15 protein-coding genes are annotated in these 13,165 nt (G+C 60.8%); 9 read left to right on the forward strand and 6 right to left on the reverse strand.

The window, feature by feature from the left end:
• Positions 1–103: 103 nt before the first annotated feature.
• Genes argB through slmA form a run of 3 tightly spaced genes read left to right on the forward strand, consistent with a single transcriptional unit; the run spans position 104 to position 2,331 of the window.
• Entirely contained in the window at positions 104–1,009 is a 906-nt protein-coding gene (gene argB / locus ACYVIS_RS04205; RefSeq protein WP_232744674.1) for an acetylglutamate kinase, read from the forward strand.
• A 6-nt stretch (positions 1,010–1,015) separates the two neighbouring features.
• A complete protein-coding gene (locus ACYVIS_RS04210) occupies positions 1,016–1,744 on the forward strand; it encodes a pyrimidine 5'-nucleotidase (protein WP_232741237.1) in 729 nt (242 codons plus the stop codon).
• 17 nt (positions 1,745–1,761) lie between these two features.
• Positions 1,762–2,331, forward strand: coding sequence for a nucleoid occlusion factor SlmA (gene slmA, locus ACYVIS_RS04215; protein ID WP_232741238.1), 570 nt, complete (start codon positions 1,762–1,764; stop codon positions 2,329–2,331).
• On the opposite strand, the gene ACYVIS_RS04220 is transcribed toward slmA, so the two are convergent.
• The 4 genes from ACYVIS_RS04220 to gpmA form a co-directional block, all read right to left on the reverse strand.
• Positions 2,326–3,090 (reverse strand): HesA/MoeB/ThiF family protein, encoded by a 765-nt coding sequence (locus tag ACYVIS_RS04220; RefSeq protein WP_232741239.1) that lies wholly within the window; start codon positions 3,088–3,090, stop codon positions 2,326–2,328. The two genes, slmA and ACYVIS_RS04220, sit on opposite strands and share 6 nt — an antisense overlap.
• A complete protein-coding gene (locus tag ACYVIS_RS04225) occupies positions 3,090–4,652 on the reverse strand; it encodes a S41 family peptidase (protein WP_232741240.1) in 1,563 nt (520 codons plus the stop codon). The genes ACYVIS_RS04220 and ACYVIS_RS04225 overlap by 1 nt, the downstream gene beginning before the upstream one ends.
• Positions 4,653–4,718: 66 nt before the next feature.
• On the reverse strand, positions 4,719–6,176 hold the full coding sequence (locus tag ACYVIS_RS04230) for a murein hydrolase activator EnvC family protein (RefSeq protein ID WP_460873350.1): 1,458 nt from the start codon (positions 6,174–6,176) through the stop codon (positions 4,719–4,721).
• A gap of 1 nt (position 6,177) precedes the next feature.
• Positions 6,178–6,930 carry a 2,3-diphosphoglycerate-dependent phosphoglycerate mutase gene (gene gpmA / locus ACYVIS_RS04235; protein ID WP_232741241.1) on the reverse strand — a complete coding sequence of 251 codons (753 nt, stop codon included), beginning with the start codon at positions 6,928–6,930 and terminating at the stop codon, positions 6,178–6,180.
• A gap of 89 nt (positions 6,931–7,019) precedes the next feature.
• Between gpmA and ACYVIS_RS04240 the strand changes: the two genes are divergently transcribed.
• The 5 genes from ACYVIS_RS04240 to ACYVIS_RS04260 are packed head-to-tail and all read left to right on the forward strand — an operon-like array spanning position 7,020 to position 10,421.
• Positions 7,020–7,430: a rhodanese-like domain-containing protein gene (locus ACYVIS_RS04240; protein WP_232741242.1), complete on the forward strand. Its 411-nt coding sequence runs from the start codon at positions 7,020–7,022 to the stop codon at positions 7,428–7,430.
• A gap of 34 nt (positions 7,431–7,464) precedes the next feature.
• Complete coding sequence (gene grxC, locus ACYVIS_RS04245) at positions 7,465–7,722, forward strand: glutaredoxin 3 (protein WP_232741243.1); 258 nt, start codon at positions 7,465–7,467, stop codon at positions 7,720–7,722.
• A 32-nt stretch (positions 7,723–7,754) separates the two neighbouring features.
• The gene (secB, locus tag ACYVIS_RS04250) at positions 7,755–8,267 is read left to right on the forward strand and encodes a protein-export chaperone SecB (protein WP_460873351.1); all 513 of its coding nucleotides are present in this window, start codon (positions 7,755–7,757) and stop codon (positions 8,265–8,267) included.
• 11 nt (positions 8,268–8,278) lie between these two features.
• The gene (locus ACYVIS_RS04255) at positions 8,279–9,382 is read left to right on the forward strand and encodes an NAD(P)H-dependent glycerol-3-phosphate dehydrogenase (protein ID WP_460873353.1); all 1,104 of its coding nucleotides are present in this window, start codon (positions 8,279–8,281) and stop codon (positions 9,380–9,382) included.
• Positions 9,383–9,419: 37 nt separating this feature from the next.
• Positions 9,420–10,421 carry a Bug family tripartite tricarboxylate transporter substrate binding protein gene (locus ACYVIS_RS04260; protein ID WP_460873354.1) on the forward strand — a complete coding sequence of 334 codons (1,002 nt, stop codon included), beginning with the start codon at positions 9,420–9,422 and terminating at the stop codon, positions 10,419–10,421.
• Positions 10,422–10,468: 47 nt separating this feature from the next.
• On the opposite strand, the gene ACYVIS_RS04265 is transcribed toward ACYVIS_RS04260, so the two are convergent.
• The gene (locus ACYVIS_RS04265; RefSeq protein WP_460873355.1) at positions 10,469–10,939 is read right to left on the reverse strand and encodes a tRNA (cytidine(34)-2'-O)-methyltransferase; all 471 of its coding nucleotides are present in this window, start codon (positions 10,937–10,939) and stop codon (positions 10,469–10,471) included.
• Positions 10,940–10,952: 13 nt separating this feature from the next.
• Positions 10,953–11,732, reverse strand: coding sequence for a ComF family protein (locus ACYVIS_RS04270; RefSeq protein ID WP_232741248.1), 780 nt, complete (start codon positions 11,730–11,732; stop codon positions 10,953–10,955).
• 88 nt (positions 11,733–11,820) lie between these two features.
• On the opposite strand from ACYVIS_RS04270, the gene ACYVIS_RS04275 reads away from it, so the two are divergent.
• Positions 11,821–12,729 (forward strand): methyltransferase domain-containing protein, encoded by a 909-nt coding sequence (locus ACYVIS_RS04275; RefSeq protein WP_232741249.1) that lies wholly within the window; start codon positions 11,821–11,823, stop codon positions 12,727–12,729.
• Positions 12,730–13,165 lie beyond the last annotated feature (436 nt).

A 13,165-nucleotide genomic window follows, 5' to 3' on the forward strand; every position in this document is an offset into this window, starting at 1 on the left:
TCGGGTTTTTTACATGTCCCCGGCGTCTCGCTACGGGGCTACAATTGCGCTCGAACGTGGGCAAGCCCTGCCTGAAGACATCAACCCTTTTCCTCCTGCCGCCATGACTACATCGTCTTCCTCCGATTCCTCCACGTACACCTCCAAGGTCAAGGCCGACGTCCTGTCCGAAGCCTTGCCGTATATCCGCCGCTTCCACGGCAAAACCGTGGTCATCAAATACGGCGGCAACGCCATGACGGAAGAACATCTGCAACGCAGTTTCGCGCACGATGTCGTGTTGCTCAAGCTGGTCGGCCTGAATCCTGTGGTGGTGCACGGCGGCGGGCCGCAAATCAACAGTGCCCTCAAACGCATCGGCAAGGAAGGCACCTTCGTCCAGGGCATGCGCGTCACCGATGCCGAAACCATGGAAGTGGTCGAATGGGTGCTCGGCGGCCAAGTCCAGCAGGATATCGTCATGATGATCAACGAAGCGGGCGGCAAAGCCGTGGGCCTGACCGGCAAGGACGGCTGCCTGATCCAGGCGCAGAAGAAAATGCTGGCCGACAAGGACAAACCGGGGCAATGGCTCGACATCGGCTATGTGGGCGACATCACGCGCATCGAGCCGGCCGTGGTCAAGGCTTTGCAGGACGACCAGTTCATCCCGGTCATATCCTCGATAGGCTACGGCGAAGACGGCACCGCCTACAACATCAATGCCGATGTGGTGGCCGGGAAAATGGCCGAGGTGCTGGGCGCCGAGAAGCTTGTCATGATGACCAACACGCCAGGGGTGCTCGATAAAAACGGCGATCTCCTGCGCAGCCTGTCGGCCCAGACCATCGACGAACTGTTCGAAGACGGTACCATTTCAGGCGGCATGCTGCCCAAAATCTCATCGGCGCTCGACGCCGCCCGCAACGGCGTCACCTCGGTCCATGTCGTCGACGGACGTGTTCCACATTGCCTCCTGCTCGAAATACTGACCGATCGCGGCGTGGGAACCATGATCAGCTCTCACTAGGCCGCGATGCGGGCGCTTCTCACTCCCATCGCGCCACACCGGTCCCGGCGGCCGGCGGCAGCCGAGACCGTCTGGCTCTTCGACCTGGACAACACGCTGCACGATTCATCCAGGGCCATGTTTCCAGCAATCGACCGCAGCATGACATCAGCCGTCATGCAAAGCCTGGGCCTGGATCTGGATACGGCGACGCAATTGCGCACCCGCTACTGGAAACGATACGGAGCCACGGTCATAGGCATGGTCCGCCATCATGGGGTCGACGCCGAAACCTTTTTAAACCTGAGCCATGCGTTCGATGTCGCCTCTCTGGTGCATTCCGAATCCGGCCTGGCCTATAAGCTCGGGCGGCTCAAGGGCCGCAAGATCGTGCTCACCAACGCACCGCTCAACTATGCTCGCGAGGTCCTGAAAACGCTGGGGGTGCTGCACTACTTCGAAAGCCTGTGGTCCATCAACCATATGCGCCTGCAAGGCCAGCTCAAACCCAAGCCTTCGGCCGCGCTCATGAAACAGGTCCTGGCCAGGATAGGCGCTCCCGCACAACAGGTCGTACTGGTCGAAGACACACTCAGAAATCTGAAAACCGCGAGGCAGATCGGCATGGGAACCGTCCACATCTTCCATCCTGGAACTCCTTTTTCGGGCAAGCACAGCGGGCGCAGCGCCTATGTGGACCTACGGGTCAATTCAATCGGCGAGCTGCTCCTCAGCCGCCGGCCCTTGCGCCGCTAAGCCCCGCGTACCCACCCATGAATCGCCAGCCCGGCGCCCGCAAGACGCAAATACTCGAAACACTGGCTTGCATGCTGGAGCAGCCGCACTCGGCACGCATCACTACGGCGGCACTGGCCAAAGAGATCAATCTGTCCGAAGCGGCTCTTTACCGTCATTTTTCCTGCAAGGCGGCCATATTCAAAGACCTCATCAATCTTATCGAGACCCTGATTTTCGAAGATTCGCATCATATCAATGCCACTGAACCCAGAGGCAGAAGACAGCTTGGAAAACAAGTGCATGCCCTGCTGTTGTTCGCCGAACGGCACCGCGGGCTGACACGGGTGCTTACGGGCGATGCGCTGGCCACCGAAGACTGGCAACTGCAGGCGCAGCTCGACAATCTGATTGCCGATATCGAAGCCATGCTCAGGCAAAGCGCCCAGCAGGCCGCTCACGAACTGCCGCCCGGATCCGATGCGGGCATCATGGCCAGCCTGCTGATGCATTGGGTACTGGGCCGATGGCTGCGCTATGTGCAAACCAGTTGGCGGGTCCCGCCAGCCGAGGGCTACGCCCCAGAACTGGCTTTATTGGGCTTATGAGGCCGGCAAGGGCCGTGTGCCGCAGACCAGGCAATCGGGGTCGCGCTTGAACTTCACTTCGTTCCATTGCATGGAGAGGGCATCCAGGCACAGCAGGCGCCCCACCAGGGGCTCGCCGACACCAGACAGTACCTTGATGGCCTCGGCGGCCTGCAGGCTGCCGATAATGCCCACCAGCGGAGCCAGCACACCTGTTGTGGCACAACTGACCTCTTCAACGCCATCCGCCTCGGGAAACAGGCAGTGATAGCAGGGCGAGCGATCGTCCCTCAGATCGAATACGCTTACCTGTCCGTCGAAACGGATTGCCGCCCCCGACACCAAAGGCTTGCGATGCCTGACACAGGCGCCATTTATGGCGTGGCGCGTCGCGAAATTATCGGTACAGTCCAGCACCAGATCAACCTGCGCCACGGCTTCATCGAGCAGCGGTCCGGCAAGCCTGGCCACCCTCGCATCGACTTGTATTTCCGGGTTGAGTTCGGCCAGCATCCGCTTGCCCGATTCCGCCTTGGACCAACCCACGCGTGCCGTGGTGTGCAGAATCTGACGCTGCAGGTTGCTGAGCTCGACCTCGTCGTCGTCAGCCAGAATCAGTTGGCCGACCCCGGCCGAGGCCAGGTAGCACGCCGCCGGCGAACCCAGGCCACCGGCCCCTACGATCAGGACGCGCGACGCCAGCAAGCGCTCCTGGCCCTCGATACCCAGCTCGTCGAGCAGGATATGACGGGCATAGCGCAGCAGCTGCGGGTCATCCATTACTGAATCTTGATCAGTCCGTCGGGCGTAATCTTGAAACGCTCGATTTTCTGACCCGAAGGTTGCGCCGGCATGTCCGATTGCGGCTGGACAGGCTTGCCGGCAGGGGCTTTGGAGCCCTTTTCGGGAATTATTTCAGTTTTTTTTTCAGCCGCCCCGGACTTGCCGGCGGGAGCCTCTTTGGGCGCTCCCGCGGTGCCCGGCTTGGCCGACGAAGTCAGGATCAGGCCAGGTTCGATTTTATGTACCGAGCGCCCTTCGAGATAATTGACCGCTTGCCGCAACTGGAAGTCGTCAGTGCCGCCAAACTCGAACATTTTGGGCTCGACCTTGGGCTTGCCGACATCTTTCTCTTCGGCCGTGTTTTCCTTGGTGACGGCGCTGTTGAGCAAATGATGTTTCAGGTCGACCTCGCGCGGCAGCTGGAATAAATTCCCTTGCGCCGTGTCGTCGACGGTAATATCGGGTTCTACTCCGGTAACCTGAATTGAGCGCCCGCTTGGCGTGTAATAGCGCGCCGTGGTGATCTTGATGCCGGTATCGTCGCTGAGCGGCAGGACGCTCTGCACCGACCCCTTGCCGAAAGTGCGGTTACCCATGATTTTGGCCCGCTTGTGATCCTGCAAGGCCCCGGCCACGATTTCGGAAGCCGACGCCGAACCTACGTTGACCAGCACAACCATAGGCACTTTTTTGGTCCAGTTGCCAAGCTCGGAAACCGTGCCGATAGACTTGGCCAGATACTGGTGATTGGACGAAGGCACGCGGCCTTTGGTCGACACCACCAGCGCATTGGGCTTGAGGAAGGCCGACGATACGCCTATGGCGCTTTCGAGCAGGCCGCCCGGATCGTTGCGCAAATCGAGTATCAGGCCCTTGGGCGTGCTTTTCTCGCCCAGGGTGTGCAACTGCTTGACCAGGTCGGACACCGTGGTTTCCTGGAACTGCGAAATACGCACAAAGGCGATATCGTTGGGCAGCATCTTGCTGCGCACGCTGCGCACTTTGATGAGATCGCGGACGATCTTGAATGTTAGGGGCTTGTCCTTGCCGTCGCGCTTGATCGTCAGGACAATCGAGGTTTTGGGCTCGCCTCGCATCAGTTTGATCGCGTCGTTCAGGGTCATGCCCTTGGTGGGCTTGCCGTCGATCTCGGTAATGAGGTCGCCCGCCAGGATTCCGGCCCTGGCCGCAGGAGTGTCTTCAATGGGCGCAATAACCTTGGGCATGCCGTCTTCGCTGCCGATTTCGATGCCCAGGCCGCCGAACCCACCCTGCGTCATGGATTCCATTTCTTTGTAGGCGTCGGGATCGAGGTAGGCCGAATGCGGATCCAGGTCGGAAAACAGCCCCTTGATTGCATCGTTGATCAGCGTTTTGTCGGAAATCGGCTCAACGTAACTGCTTTTGATGGCAGAAAACACGTTGGCGAATTGCTGCAATTCTTTGAGCGGCAGGGGTTCGCCGCGCTGTGCCGCCGCGGAAATCCCCAGACTGACCAAAACGCCGCCGGCCACGCCCAGCGCCACTAAACCGAAACTGCGATACCTGCGAGTGCCCATGCACATTCCCGAATAAATTTTAAAATCATCAATATGCCAATCAACGCAAGGCAAATAGTACCGAAATTAATGCCCCAGCCAAAGCAAAGGATTCACCGGCGTACCCTGATGCCGGATCTCGAAGTATAGACCCGACTCCACTTGTCCGCCGGTTGCCCCCACCCTGGCAATCGTTTCTCCCGCGTGAACGATGTCGCCAACCCGCTTGAGCAGGCTCTGGTTATACGCATAAACGGTAAGGTATTTGTCGCCGTGGTCGACGATCATGATATTGCCGAACCCGCTCAGCCAGTTGGCGTAAACCACCCGCCCATCGGCAACCACATGCACGGGCGTCCCGGCATCGGCGCGCAAAACAATGCCGCGCCAGATGCCTCCATCGGGCCGCGCCACGCCGAAACGGCCCTGCACATCGCCGTGCACCGGATACGGCAGGCCTTTTTTCAAGCCGCCGAAACCACCCGCCGGCATAAGCCGCGTGCCTGACGAGGCGGCCGGTTCGGCCGGCGCGGGCTTGGGCTTGTTCGCCTCGCGGTTCGCCTGCTCGGCGGCTCGCGCCTGGGCACGCGCCTTTTCCACCTGCTCGCGAACCTGCCGCGCTTCCTGCTCGCTCTGTTCCTGCTGCGCACGGGCCTGCGCGTCCTGAGCCGCTTTCTCGGCCTGACGGGCGGCTTCCCGCTTGCGCTCGATTTCACGCTGGCGTTCCTGCTGGGCCTTGCGAGCCTCTTGCGCCTTGCGCGCCGCCTCGGCCTTGCGCTTTTCCTCGGCCAGACGCTCTTCTTCGGCCTGCTGGGCAATCGCCGCGTCCAGGCCGGTAATCAATTTTCCAAGACGTTGGTCGTTATGCTCCAGGCCTTGCGCCTGGGCCCGCTGGGCCTTCAACTGAGCCTCGATTTTGCTCAATACCTGCTGATGTTCCTGTTTTTGCTCTTCAAGCGATTTTTTCTGCTCGACGGTTTCCTGCGCGACTTTCTCAAGCTCTTTTTTGCGGGCCTCGGAACGAGACTGCAAACGGGCCAATTCGTCGATAGCGTGGCGAATCGCCCTGACAGTCTTGGCCTGCGCCGCCGAGATATAGCCCAGATACCCCAGTTCCCGGCCTATGGCTTGCGGGTCGTCGCCGGACAACAACGCCGTCCAGGGCGACAGGCCGCTGGCATACTGCGCCCTCAGTTGATCGGCCAGCTCGCTTTGGCGCTGCGCCATTTGCTGCTTCTGGTCGACAATGCTCTTGGCAATATCGGCCAGGTCGGCCTCGGCGCCATGCTTCTGCTGCAGCAATTCGTCAAGACGCCGGTTGATCGAGGAAATTGCCGACTCGGAGGCTTTGAGCTCGTCGGCCGCGTCGCGTCGCGACGACTCCTGGCTATCGATGGCCTTTTGCAAAGACTCGATACGGCCGCGCAGCTCTGCCTGCTGTTTCCTGGCTTGCGCCTGCCTGGCCGTCAGCACGGCCGACGAGTCGGCGGCAAACGCCGCACCCGTCCACAAAATCAGCAAGGCCCAGACAAACAAACGCCGCATGCTAGTTCTTTTTAGCCTTGCCCTGAGCCGCCACGGCTGCCATCGCCGCCTCGATTTCGGCTGGATCGCCCAGGTAATAGTGACGGATTGGACGCAATTCGTCGTCCAGCTCGTAGACCAGGGGCTGCCCGGTAGGAATGTTCAGATGCACGATATCATCGTCGGAAATGCCGTCCAGATGTTTGATCAGGGCGCGCAGGCTATTGCCGTGGGCGGCCACCAGAAGGCGCCGGCCGGCCCGCAGCGCGGGCGCAATCGACTCGTTCCAGAACGGAAGAACGCGCTCCACCGTGTCTTTCAGGCACTCGCTTGCCGGCAGCTTGTCGGCCGCAATTTTGGCATAACGACGATCGAAACGCGGATGGCGCTCATCGTCGAGCTGGAGCGGATTAGGCGCAATGGCATAGGCGCGGCGCCATATCAGCACCTGTTCATCGCCGTACTTGGCCGCGGTTTCGGCCTTGTTCAGGCCTTGCAGGGCGCCATAATGGCGTTCGTTCAAGCGCCAGTTCAGGCCCACCGGGGTATACATGGCATCCATCGCATCCAGCGCAATCCAGAGCGTGCGTATGGCGCGCTTCAGCACGGACGCATAGGCCAGATCGAATTCGAAGCCGTTCTGCTTGAGCAATTCGCCCGCCTCCCAGGCCTGCCGGCGCCCGGTTTCGGTCAGATCGACATCAGTCCAGCCTGTGAACCGGTTTTCAAGATTCCACTGGCTTTCGCCGTGTCGCATGAGCACGAGTTTATGCATGGTAAAAAGCGCCTAAAAGTTGAATTATCTTCTCCATTTTATAATCGACTTGTTCGACTCTTATTCCAAGAGCCAATTCGGGATACATCGTGGACTTTCTTTTCAGCCAAAACAACCTATATATTTTGATAATCGCCCTGGTTTCAGGCGGCTTGCTGCTATGGCCCACCCTGAACAAAGGACGCAGCGGCAGCAGTGTCGGCGTTCAGGAAGCCATTCAGCTGGCCAACCAGAAACAGGCCATTTTCATCGACGTTCGCACGGCCGAACAATTCAAAACAGGTAGTATCCCACAGGCACGCAACCTGCCCGCCGCCGAAATCGACGCAAAACTGGCCACCCTACCCAAAAACAAGCCGATTATCCTGGTTTGCGACCAGGGCCGGGACTCCGCCCGCGTCGCGGCCAGCCTGCGCAAGCAAGGGCTGACTGAAACAGTCAGCCTCGATGGCGGCTTGCGCAGCTGGGCCAAAGATGGCTTGCCCCTGAAAAAATCCTGATAACCCTGTCTTAATCCGCTTACACGAAGAAATCATGGCAACTGTCACTATGTATTGCACCGCCGTGTGCCCCTACTGCGTCCGCGCCGAAATGCTGCTGAAGCAGCGCGGCGTAACGGAAATCGAAAAAATCCGCATCGACCAGAATCCCGAGCAGCGTGCGGCTATGATGGAACGTACGGGCCGCCGCACCGTACCGCAAATTTATATCAACGATACCCACATCGGCGGATACGACGATCTATCGGCACTCGACCGCTCCCATGGTCTGGTTCCTTTGTTGAACACCTAAAACCCACACATTATCCATTTCAGGAAAATCTTATGGCCGATCAAGACCAAAACACACAGCAAGACAGTCAAGACCCAAGCTTCAGCCTGCAACGCACCTACGTAAAAGACCTGTCGCTCGAAATGCCCAATGCTCCTCAAATATTTCTCGAGCAGGAAAGCCCGACCGTCGAGGTCTCCATCAATGTAGGCGGCCAGCGCCTGGCCGACACCGTGTACGAATGCTCAGTCACCGCAACCGTCACCACCCGCATTACCGATAAAGTGCTCTACCTGGTCGAAGCCACACAGGCCGGCATTTTCGAAGCCGCCAACATTCCCGAAGAGCAGTTGGACCCCTTGCTTGGCATTGTTTGCCCAACCATGCTTTATCCCTATCTGCGCGCCAATATCGCCGATGCCATCAACCGGACCTCATTGCCGCCATTGCATCTGGCCGAAGTCAACTTCCAGAATTTGTACGAGCAGCGGCTGGCACAAATGGCGGAAGAACAGGGCAAGCAAGAGTCCGGCCTGGTGCTGCCCCCCGGCGTGACTCGCCAGTAAAGGCAAAGCCCATGAGCGCGCCAGGCCGCCTGCGTGTTGCAGTACTCGGAGCGGGAAGCTGGGGCACAGCGCTCGCGGCATTGGCCTGCGCCAATGCCGACACCATGCTGTGGGCACGCGATGCGGCACTGGCAGACAGCATCGGCGAACAGCATCGGAACAGCAAATACCTGCCTGAGGTGACGCTGCCCGATGGCTTGTCCTGCACCCACGATTTCGATCGGGCGGTCGCCCATGCCCGCGCCCCCGGCCATGCAGGCGGCCTGATCATACTGAGCGTTCCCGTCGCCGGCCTCAACGAGGTCTGCGTGCGCCTGGCCGCGACACTGCAAGCCCAGGCGTCGCCGCAACATCATGCCGGCACCGCCGCCATGCCTCTGGCCGTCGTCTGGACTTGCAAAGGCTTTCATCAGGAAACCGGACAACTTCCGCACCAGATCGTCCAGGCCGCCCTGCCCGGCCAGGGCGACAAACCCGGGGCTGCACCGCAAACACTGGGCCTGGGAGTGCTTTCAGGCCCCTCATTTGCCCGCGAAGTCGCACAAGGCCTGCCGGTGGCGCTCACCATTGCCAGCCGGCAAGCCTGGGTCGCAGAAATCACTACCGCGGCCCTGCACGGCGGCAGTGCGCGCATCTATACCAGCGACGATGTCGTTGGCGTCGAGGTGGGTGGCGCACTCAAGAACGTCATGGCCATTGCCTGCGGGATAGCCGATGGCATCGGCCTGGGCACCAACGCCCGCGCCGCGCTGATTACCCGCGGCCTGGCGGAAATGCAGCGCCTGGGCACCGCACTGGGCGGTCGTGCCGATACCTTCGCCGGTCTGACCGGCCTGGGCGATCTGGTCCTCACCGCCACCGGGGCCTTGTCGCGAAATCGCCAGGTAGGCCTCGCCCTTGGGCAGGGCCAAACCCTTGAACATATTCTGGCCAGCGGCATGACCGCCGAGGGCGTGCGTTGCGCCCGCGCCGCATTGGCTCTTGGACGTAGCCATGGCGTCGATTTGCCTATCACCGAAGCCGTCTGCGAAGTATTATTCAATGGCGTCGCGCCCAGGCACGCCGTGTCCCGCTTGCTGGCCCGCGAAGCCCGGGCCGAAACACCGACCTCTTGAAACCCGCTTTCCTATGATCTCCACAAGGAATTTTTTCATGTCCAAGTTCTCGCCGACTCGCCGAATCGCGCATAAAGCCATTCTGAGTCTTGCCGCAGGCACGACAGTGCTGTTTGCTGCCCCGTCCATGGCCTCACCCTGGCCGGACCGAGCCATACAAATGGTGGTTCCATTCCCGGCCGGATCCTCGCCCGACACACTGGCGCGATTGATTGCCGACCCCCTGTCCAAAGCGCTGGGCCAGGCCGTTATCGTCGAGAACAAGCCGGGCGCCGGCGGCAATATCGGCACCCGCTATGCCAGCCAGGCCAAACCCGACGGCTACACAATCCTGATGACCATCAATGGTCCCATGGTCACGGCTCCCACCCTGTACAAAAAAACCCTGGGCTACAACCCTGAAACCGACCTGGCGCCGATCACCCTGGTGGGCACCAGCCCGAATGTACTGGTGGTGCCCATGGACTCTCCGGCCAAAACCGTCCAGGAATTCGTGGCGCTGGCCAAGGCCAAGCCGGACACACTGAACTACGGCACCGTCGGCCCCGGCAGCTCGTCGCACCTCAGCATGGCCATGCTGGAACATCAAGCCGGAATCCAGCTGCAGCAAATTCCCTACACCGGCTTTCCGCAAATCATTTCGTCGATCATCGGCGGCGACATCCAGGCAAGCTTCATGGTGCCAGGCATCGCCATGCCGCAAATCACCGCCAACAAAGCGCGGGCGCTGGCCATTACCAGCCTGGAACCCAGCGAAATATTGCCAGGCATACCCACCATGGCATCGTCAGGCTATCCGGGCTTCGAATCCATTTCATGGGACGCCATGTACGCGCCCGCCGGCACCCCTGTGGATATCCTGGACCGGCTCAATCAGGCCATCACGCAAATCCTGACCGAACCCGAAGTCAGTAAAAAAATGGCGGCACTGTATTTCACCCCGGCCCCCTCATCGCCTGAACAGCTCAGCGCCCTGGTTCATAAAGAGAAAAAACGCTGGGACGAAGTCATAGACCGGCTGCACCTGTCGCTGGACTAAACCGCCCGAACGGGTGGGCGCAAGACCCACCCCCCGGCCCACGGCGCTCAAACGCTGCCCGCATACCCCATTTGCCGCCACGCCTCATATACCGTCACGGCCACGGCATTCGACAGGTTCAAACTGCGCTGCTCCGGCCTCATGGGCAGACGCAGCCGCTGTTCGGGCGGGAACAGGGCCAGTTGCCCGGCCGACAAACCCGCTGTCTCGCGCCCGAACACCAAGACATCTCCGGCCTGAAACGCCAGGTCGCCCAGCTTGCGCCCAGCCTTGGTCGTCAGGGCAAAGCGACGCTGCGCCGCCCCGCCTATCTGTGCAAAAGCGTCATCCAGGCTGTCATGCACCTGCATGGCCGCCCACTCATGGTAATCAAGCCCGGCTCGCTTCAGCTTCTTGTCGTCGAGCTCGAATCCCAAAGGGCGCACCAAATGCAAATACGCACCCGTATTGGCGGCCAGCCGTATCACATTACCCGTGTTGGGCGGAATTTCCGGCGATACCAAAACAATGTGAAACATGATTTCCTATTCCTCAGACCTGCAAACTGTAAGGCGTACGCGCCACCACCAGCCCGATCACCGAAGCGGCGCCAGCCTCCTTGAATTCACGCGCTATGCTGTCCAGGGTGCTGCCGGTGGTCAGGACATCGTCGACAACCGCAATGACCGCGTCCTCGACCCTGTACGGACACTCATATAGCCGCTCTACGCCAGCGATCCGGCCAGCTCGGGACAGCCCGGTTTGCCGCACACCCTCTCTGGCCCGCACGAGCAGCTCGGGCCGCAAGGCAAACGAGAGCCGAGGGGCCAGCCCACGGGCAATTTCGGCCGCGGGATTGAATCCGCGCCGCCTCAAAGAGGCACGGCTGGCCGGCACGGGAACCATGATTGTATGCTCCGGCAAGGCGGGCTTTGCCGCCAGCACGGCACCGGCCACCAGATCGGAAAACATGCGCGCATGCGAAAAGCGATGCCGTGCCTTGAAATGCTGGATCAGCAAATCGCCCGGTGCGGCGTAATCGAATGCCGCTATTACGCGATCGAAAGCGGGGCGACGCGCGGCGCAATCAGGGCAGCCCGGCTGCTCCAGAGCCAGGGCGCATACCGCGCACCGCAGCGTCGGCGCCGCCATGGACCGCGTAACGTCGAGACGGCAGGCATCGCACAATTGCAAGCCTCGCGACTTGCCTCGGCATAGAGCGCAATCGGCGGGCACCTGCTCCAGCAGATGTTCCCAGTGGCGTCGAACCAGGCCGTAAAACCTCCCCACCCCGCCGGCCTCGGATTCGCGCCGGAATTGCAGATAAGCCATAATAGTGCCAAGAGGTAAAGCTCAGGCGAGCCGATGCCCCTCATCTGAGCACGATTCCTGTTATAGCGCCCCGCCGATGTACGCAAAAATGTCACAACCTCCTACCCTTCCATTAAGCCCCGCACACGTCACCCAGCAATTTGCCCGCCGCCGCCCTCTGGACGAAGCCCAGTTCCTGTACGGCGAAGTGGCGCAGCGCATGCTGCAGCGCCTGAGTTACATACGCATCACTCCGTCGGCCGTACTGGATGCCGGCTGTGGGGCGGGGCATGCGCTCGAACCGCTGCGCTCGCGCTATCCCGACCTGCACTATACCGGCCTGGACTCCTGTTCCGCACTGCTGCAGGTAGCCACGGAGCGCTATGCCGCCAAGCCTAGCCTGTGGCAGAAATTGCGCAACAAACCCACCAATGCGGCACAGTTCGTGCAAGCCGATCTGGCTCATACCGGGCTTGCCCCCGAAAGCCTGGACATGGTCTGGTCGAATATGGCGCTGCACTGGCACCCCCAGCCGCACCTGGTGCTGGGCGAATGGCGGCGCACACTGAAAACCGGCGGGCTGGTCATGTTTTCCTGCCTGGGGCCAGGCTCGCTGCAGGAAGTGCGCCTGGCGCTGGCCGACGCCGGCATCCAGACCATTACGCCCAGCTTTGTCGACATGCACGATTTCGGCGATCTGCTGATCGAACGCGGCTTCGCCGATCCCGTCATGGATCAGGAAATCCTTACCCTGACTTACCGCAACGCCGAGAAGCTCTTGAGCGATTTGCGGGCTTTGGGCGGCAACCCCAGCCTGGGCCGTACACCCGGCCTGGTCGGACGGCAATGGCGGAACCGCCTGCTGGCCTCACTGGAGAAACAGCGTCACCAGGATGGCACCATCCACCTTAGCCTGGAAGTTGCCTATGGTCATGCATGGCGTTCGGCTGTCAACCGCAGTATCCCTGGCGAGACTCGCATTTCCATCGATTCGATCAAACGCAAGTCCTCGCCATAGCGAAAGCGGCTTGCGGGCATGAGGGCGGATGGCTGGAGTATTTTTGGTTTGAGTTGTTTACGGGATTCGATGGGTGGGTATTGGTATCTAAAGACGCCGTCTATCGGGGCTTGGGGTCAGGACCGGCACGGCGTGCTTGATCCGGATCTACCTCGTCCAGGCGGGCGTCGGGCGAACTCGCCCAGCCTCGCGAGGCTGGGCTCAGACAGCGCCCGCCGAAAGCCCCCGCCTTCCCTACGGTAGCATCCGGCGCACGCCTTACGCCGGCCCTGACCCCAAGCCCCGATAGACGGCTCACGTAATGGCATGACTGGAATGAACTTGCCGACTCAGCGTATACCTCGATGCATGACCTCAACGCTTCTCTCTATGCATTTCCTCAACGCAAGCCGCAGGGTGGGCGGTGCTGTGCAGTCCGGCGGTAGTCCAGCGCCGG

The sequence above is a fragment of the Paralcaligenes ginsengisoli genome (genome assembly GCF_054781135.1).

Coding starts and splice junctions, on each gene's coding strand:
- argB (WP_232744674.1), top strand. CDS start 104: ATGACTACATCGTCTTCCTCCGATTCCTCCACGTACACCTCCAAGGTC.
- ACYVIS_RS04210 (WP_232741237.1), top strand. CDS start 1,016: ATGCGGGCGCTTCTCACTCCCATCGCGCCACACCGGTCCCGGCGGCCG.
- slmA (WP_232741238.1), top strand. CDS start 1,762: ATGAATCGCCAGCCCGGCGCCCGCAAGACGCAAATACTCGAAACACTG.
- ACYVIS_RS04220 (WP_232741239.1), bottom strand. CDS start 3,090: ATGGATGACCCGCAGCTGCTGCGCTATGCCCGTCATATCCTGCTCGAC.
- ACYVIS_RS04225 (WP_232741240.1), bottom strand. CDS start 4,652: ATGGGCACTCGCAGGTATCGCAGTTTCGGTTTAGTGGCGCTGGGCGTG.
- ACYVIS_RS04230 (WP_460873350.1), bottom strand. CDS start 6,176: ATGCGGCGTTTGTTTGTCTGGGCCTTGCTGATTTTGTGGACGGGTGCG.
- gpmA (WP_232741241.1), bottom strand. CDS start 6,930: ATGCATAAACTCGTGCTCATGCGACACGGCGAAAGCCAGTGGAATCTT.
- grxC (WP_232741243.1), top strand. CDS start 7,465: ATGGCAACTGTCACTATGTATTGCACCGCCGTGTGCCCCTACTGCGTC.
- secB (WP_460873351.1), top strand. CDS start 7,755: ATGGCCGATCAAGACCAAAACACACAGCAAGACAGTCAAGACCCAAGC.
- ACYVIS_RS04255 (WP_460873353.1), top strand. CDS start 8,279: ATGAGCGCGCCAGGCCGCCTGCGTGTTGCAGTACTCGGAGCGGGAAGC.
- ACYVIS_RS04260 (WP_460873354.1), top strand. CDS start 9,420: ATGTCCAAGTTCTCGCCGACTCGCCGAATCGCGCATAAAGCCATTCTG.
- ACYVIS_RS04265 (WP_460873355.1), bottom strand. CDS start 10,939: ATGTTTCACATTGTTTTGGTATCGCCGGAAATTCCGCCCAACACGGGT.
- ACYVIS_RS04270 (WP_232741248.1), bottom strand. CDS start 11,732: ATGGCTTATCTGCAATTCCGGCGCGAATCCGAGGCCGGCGGGGTGGGG.
- ACYVIS_RS04275 (WP_232741249.1), top strand. CDS start 11,821: ATGTCACAACCTCCTACCCTTCCATTAAGCCCCGCACACGTCACCCAG.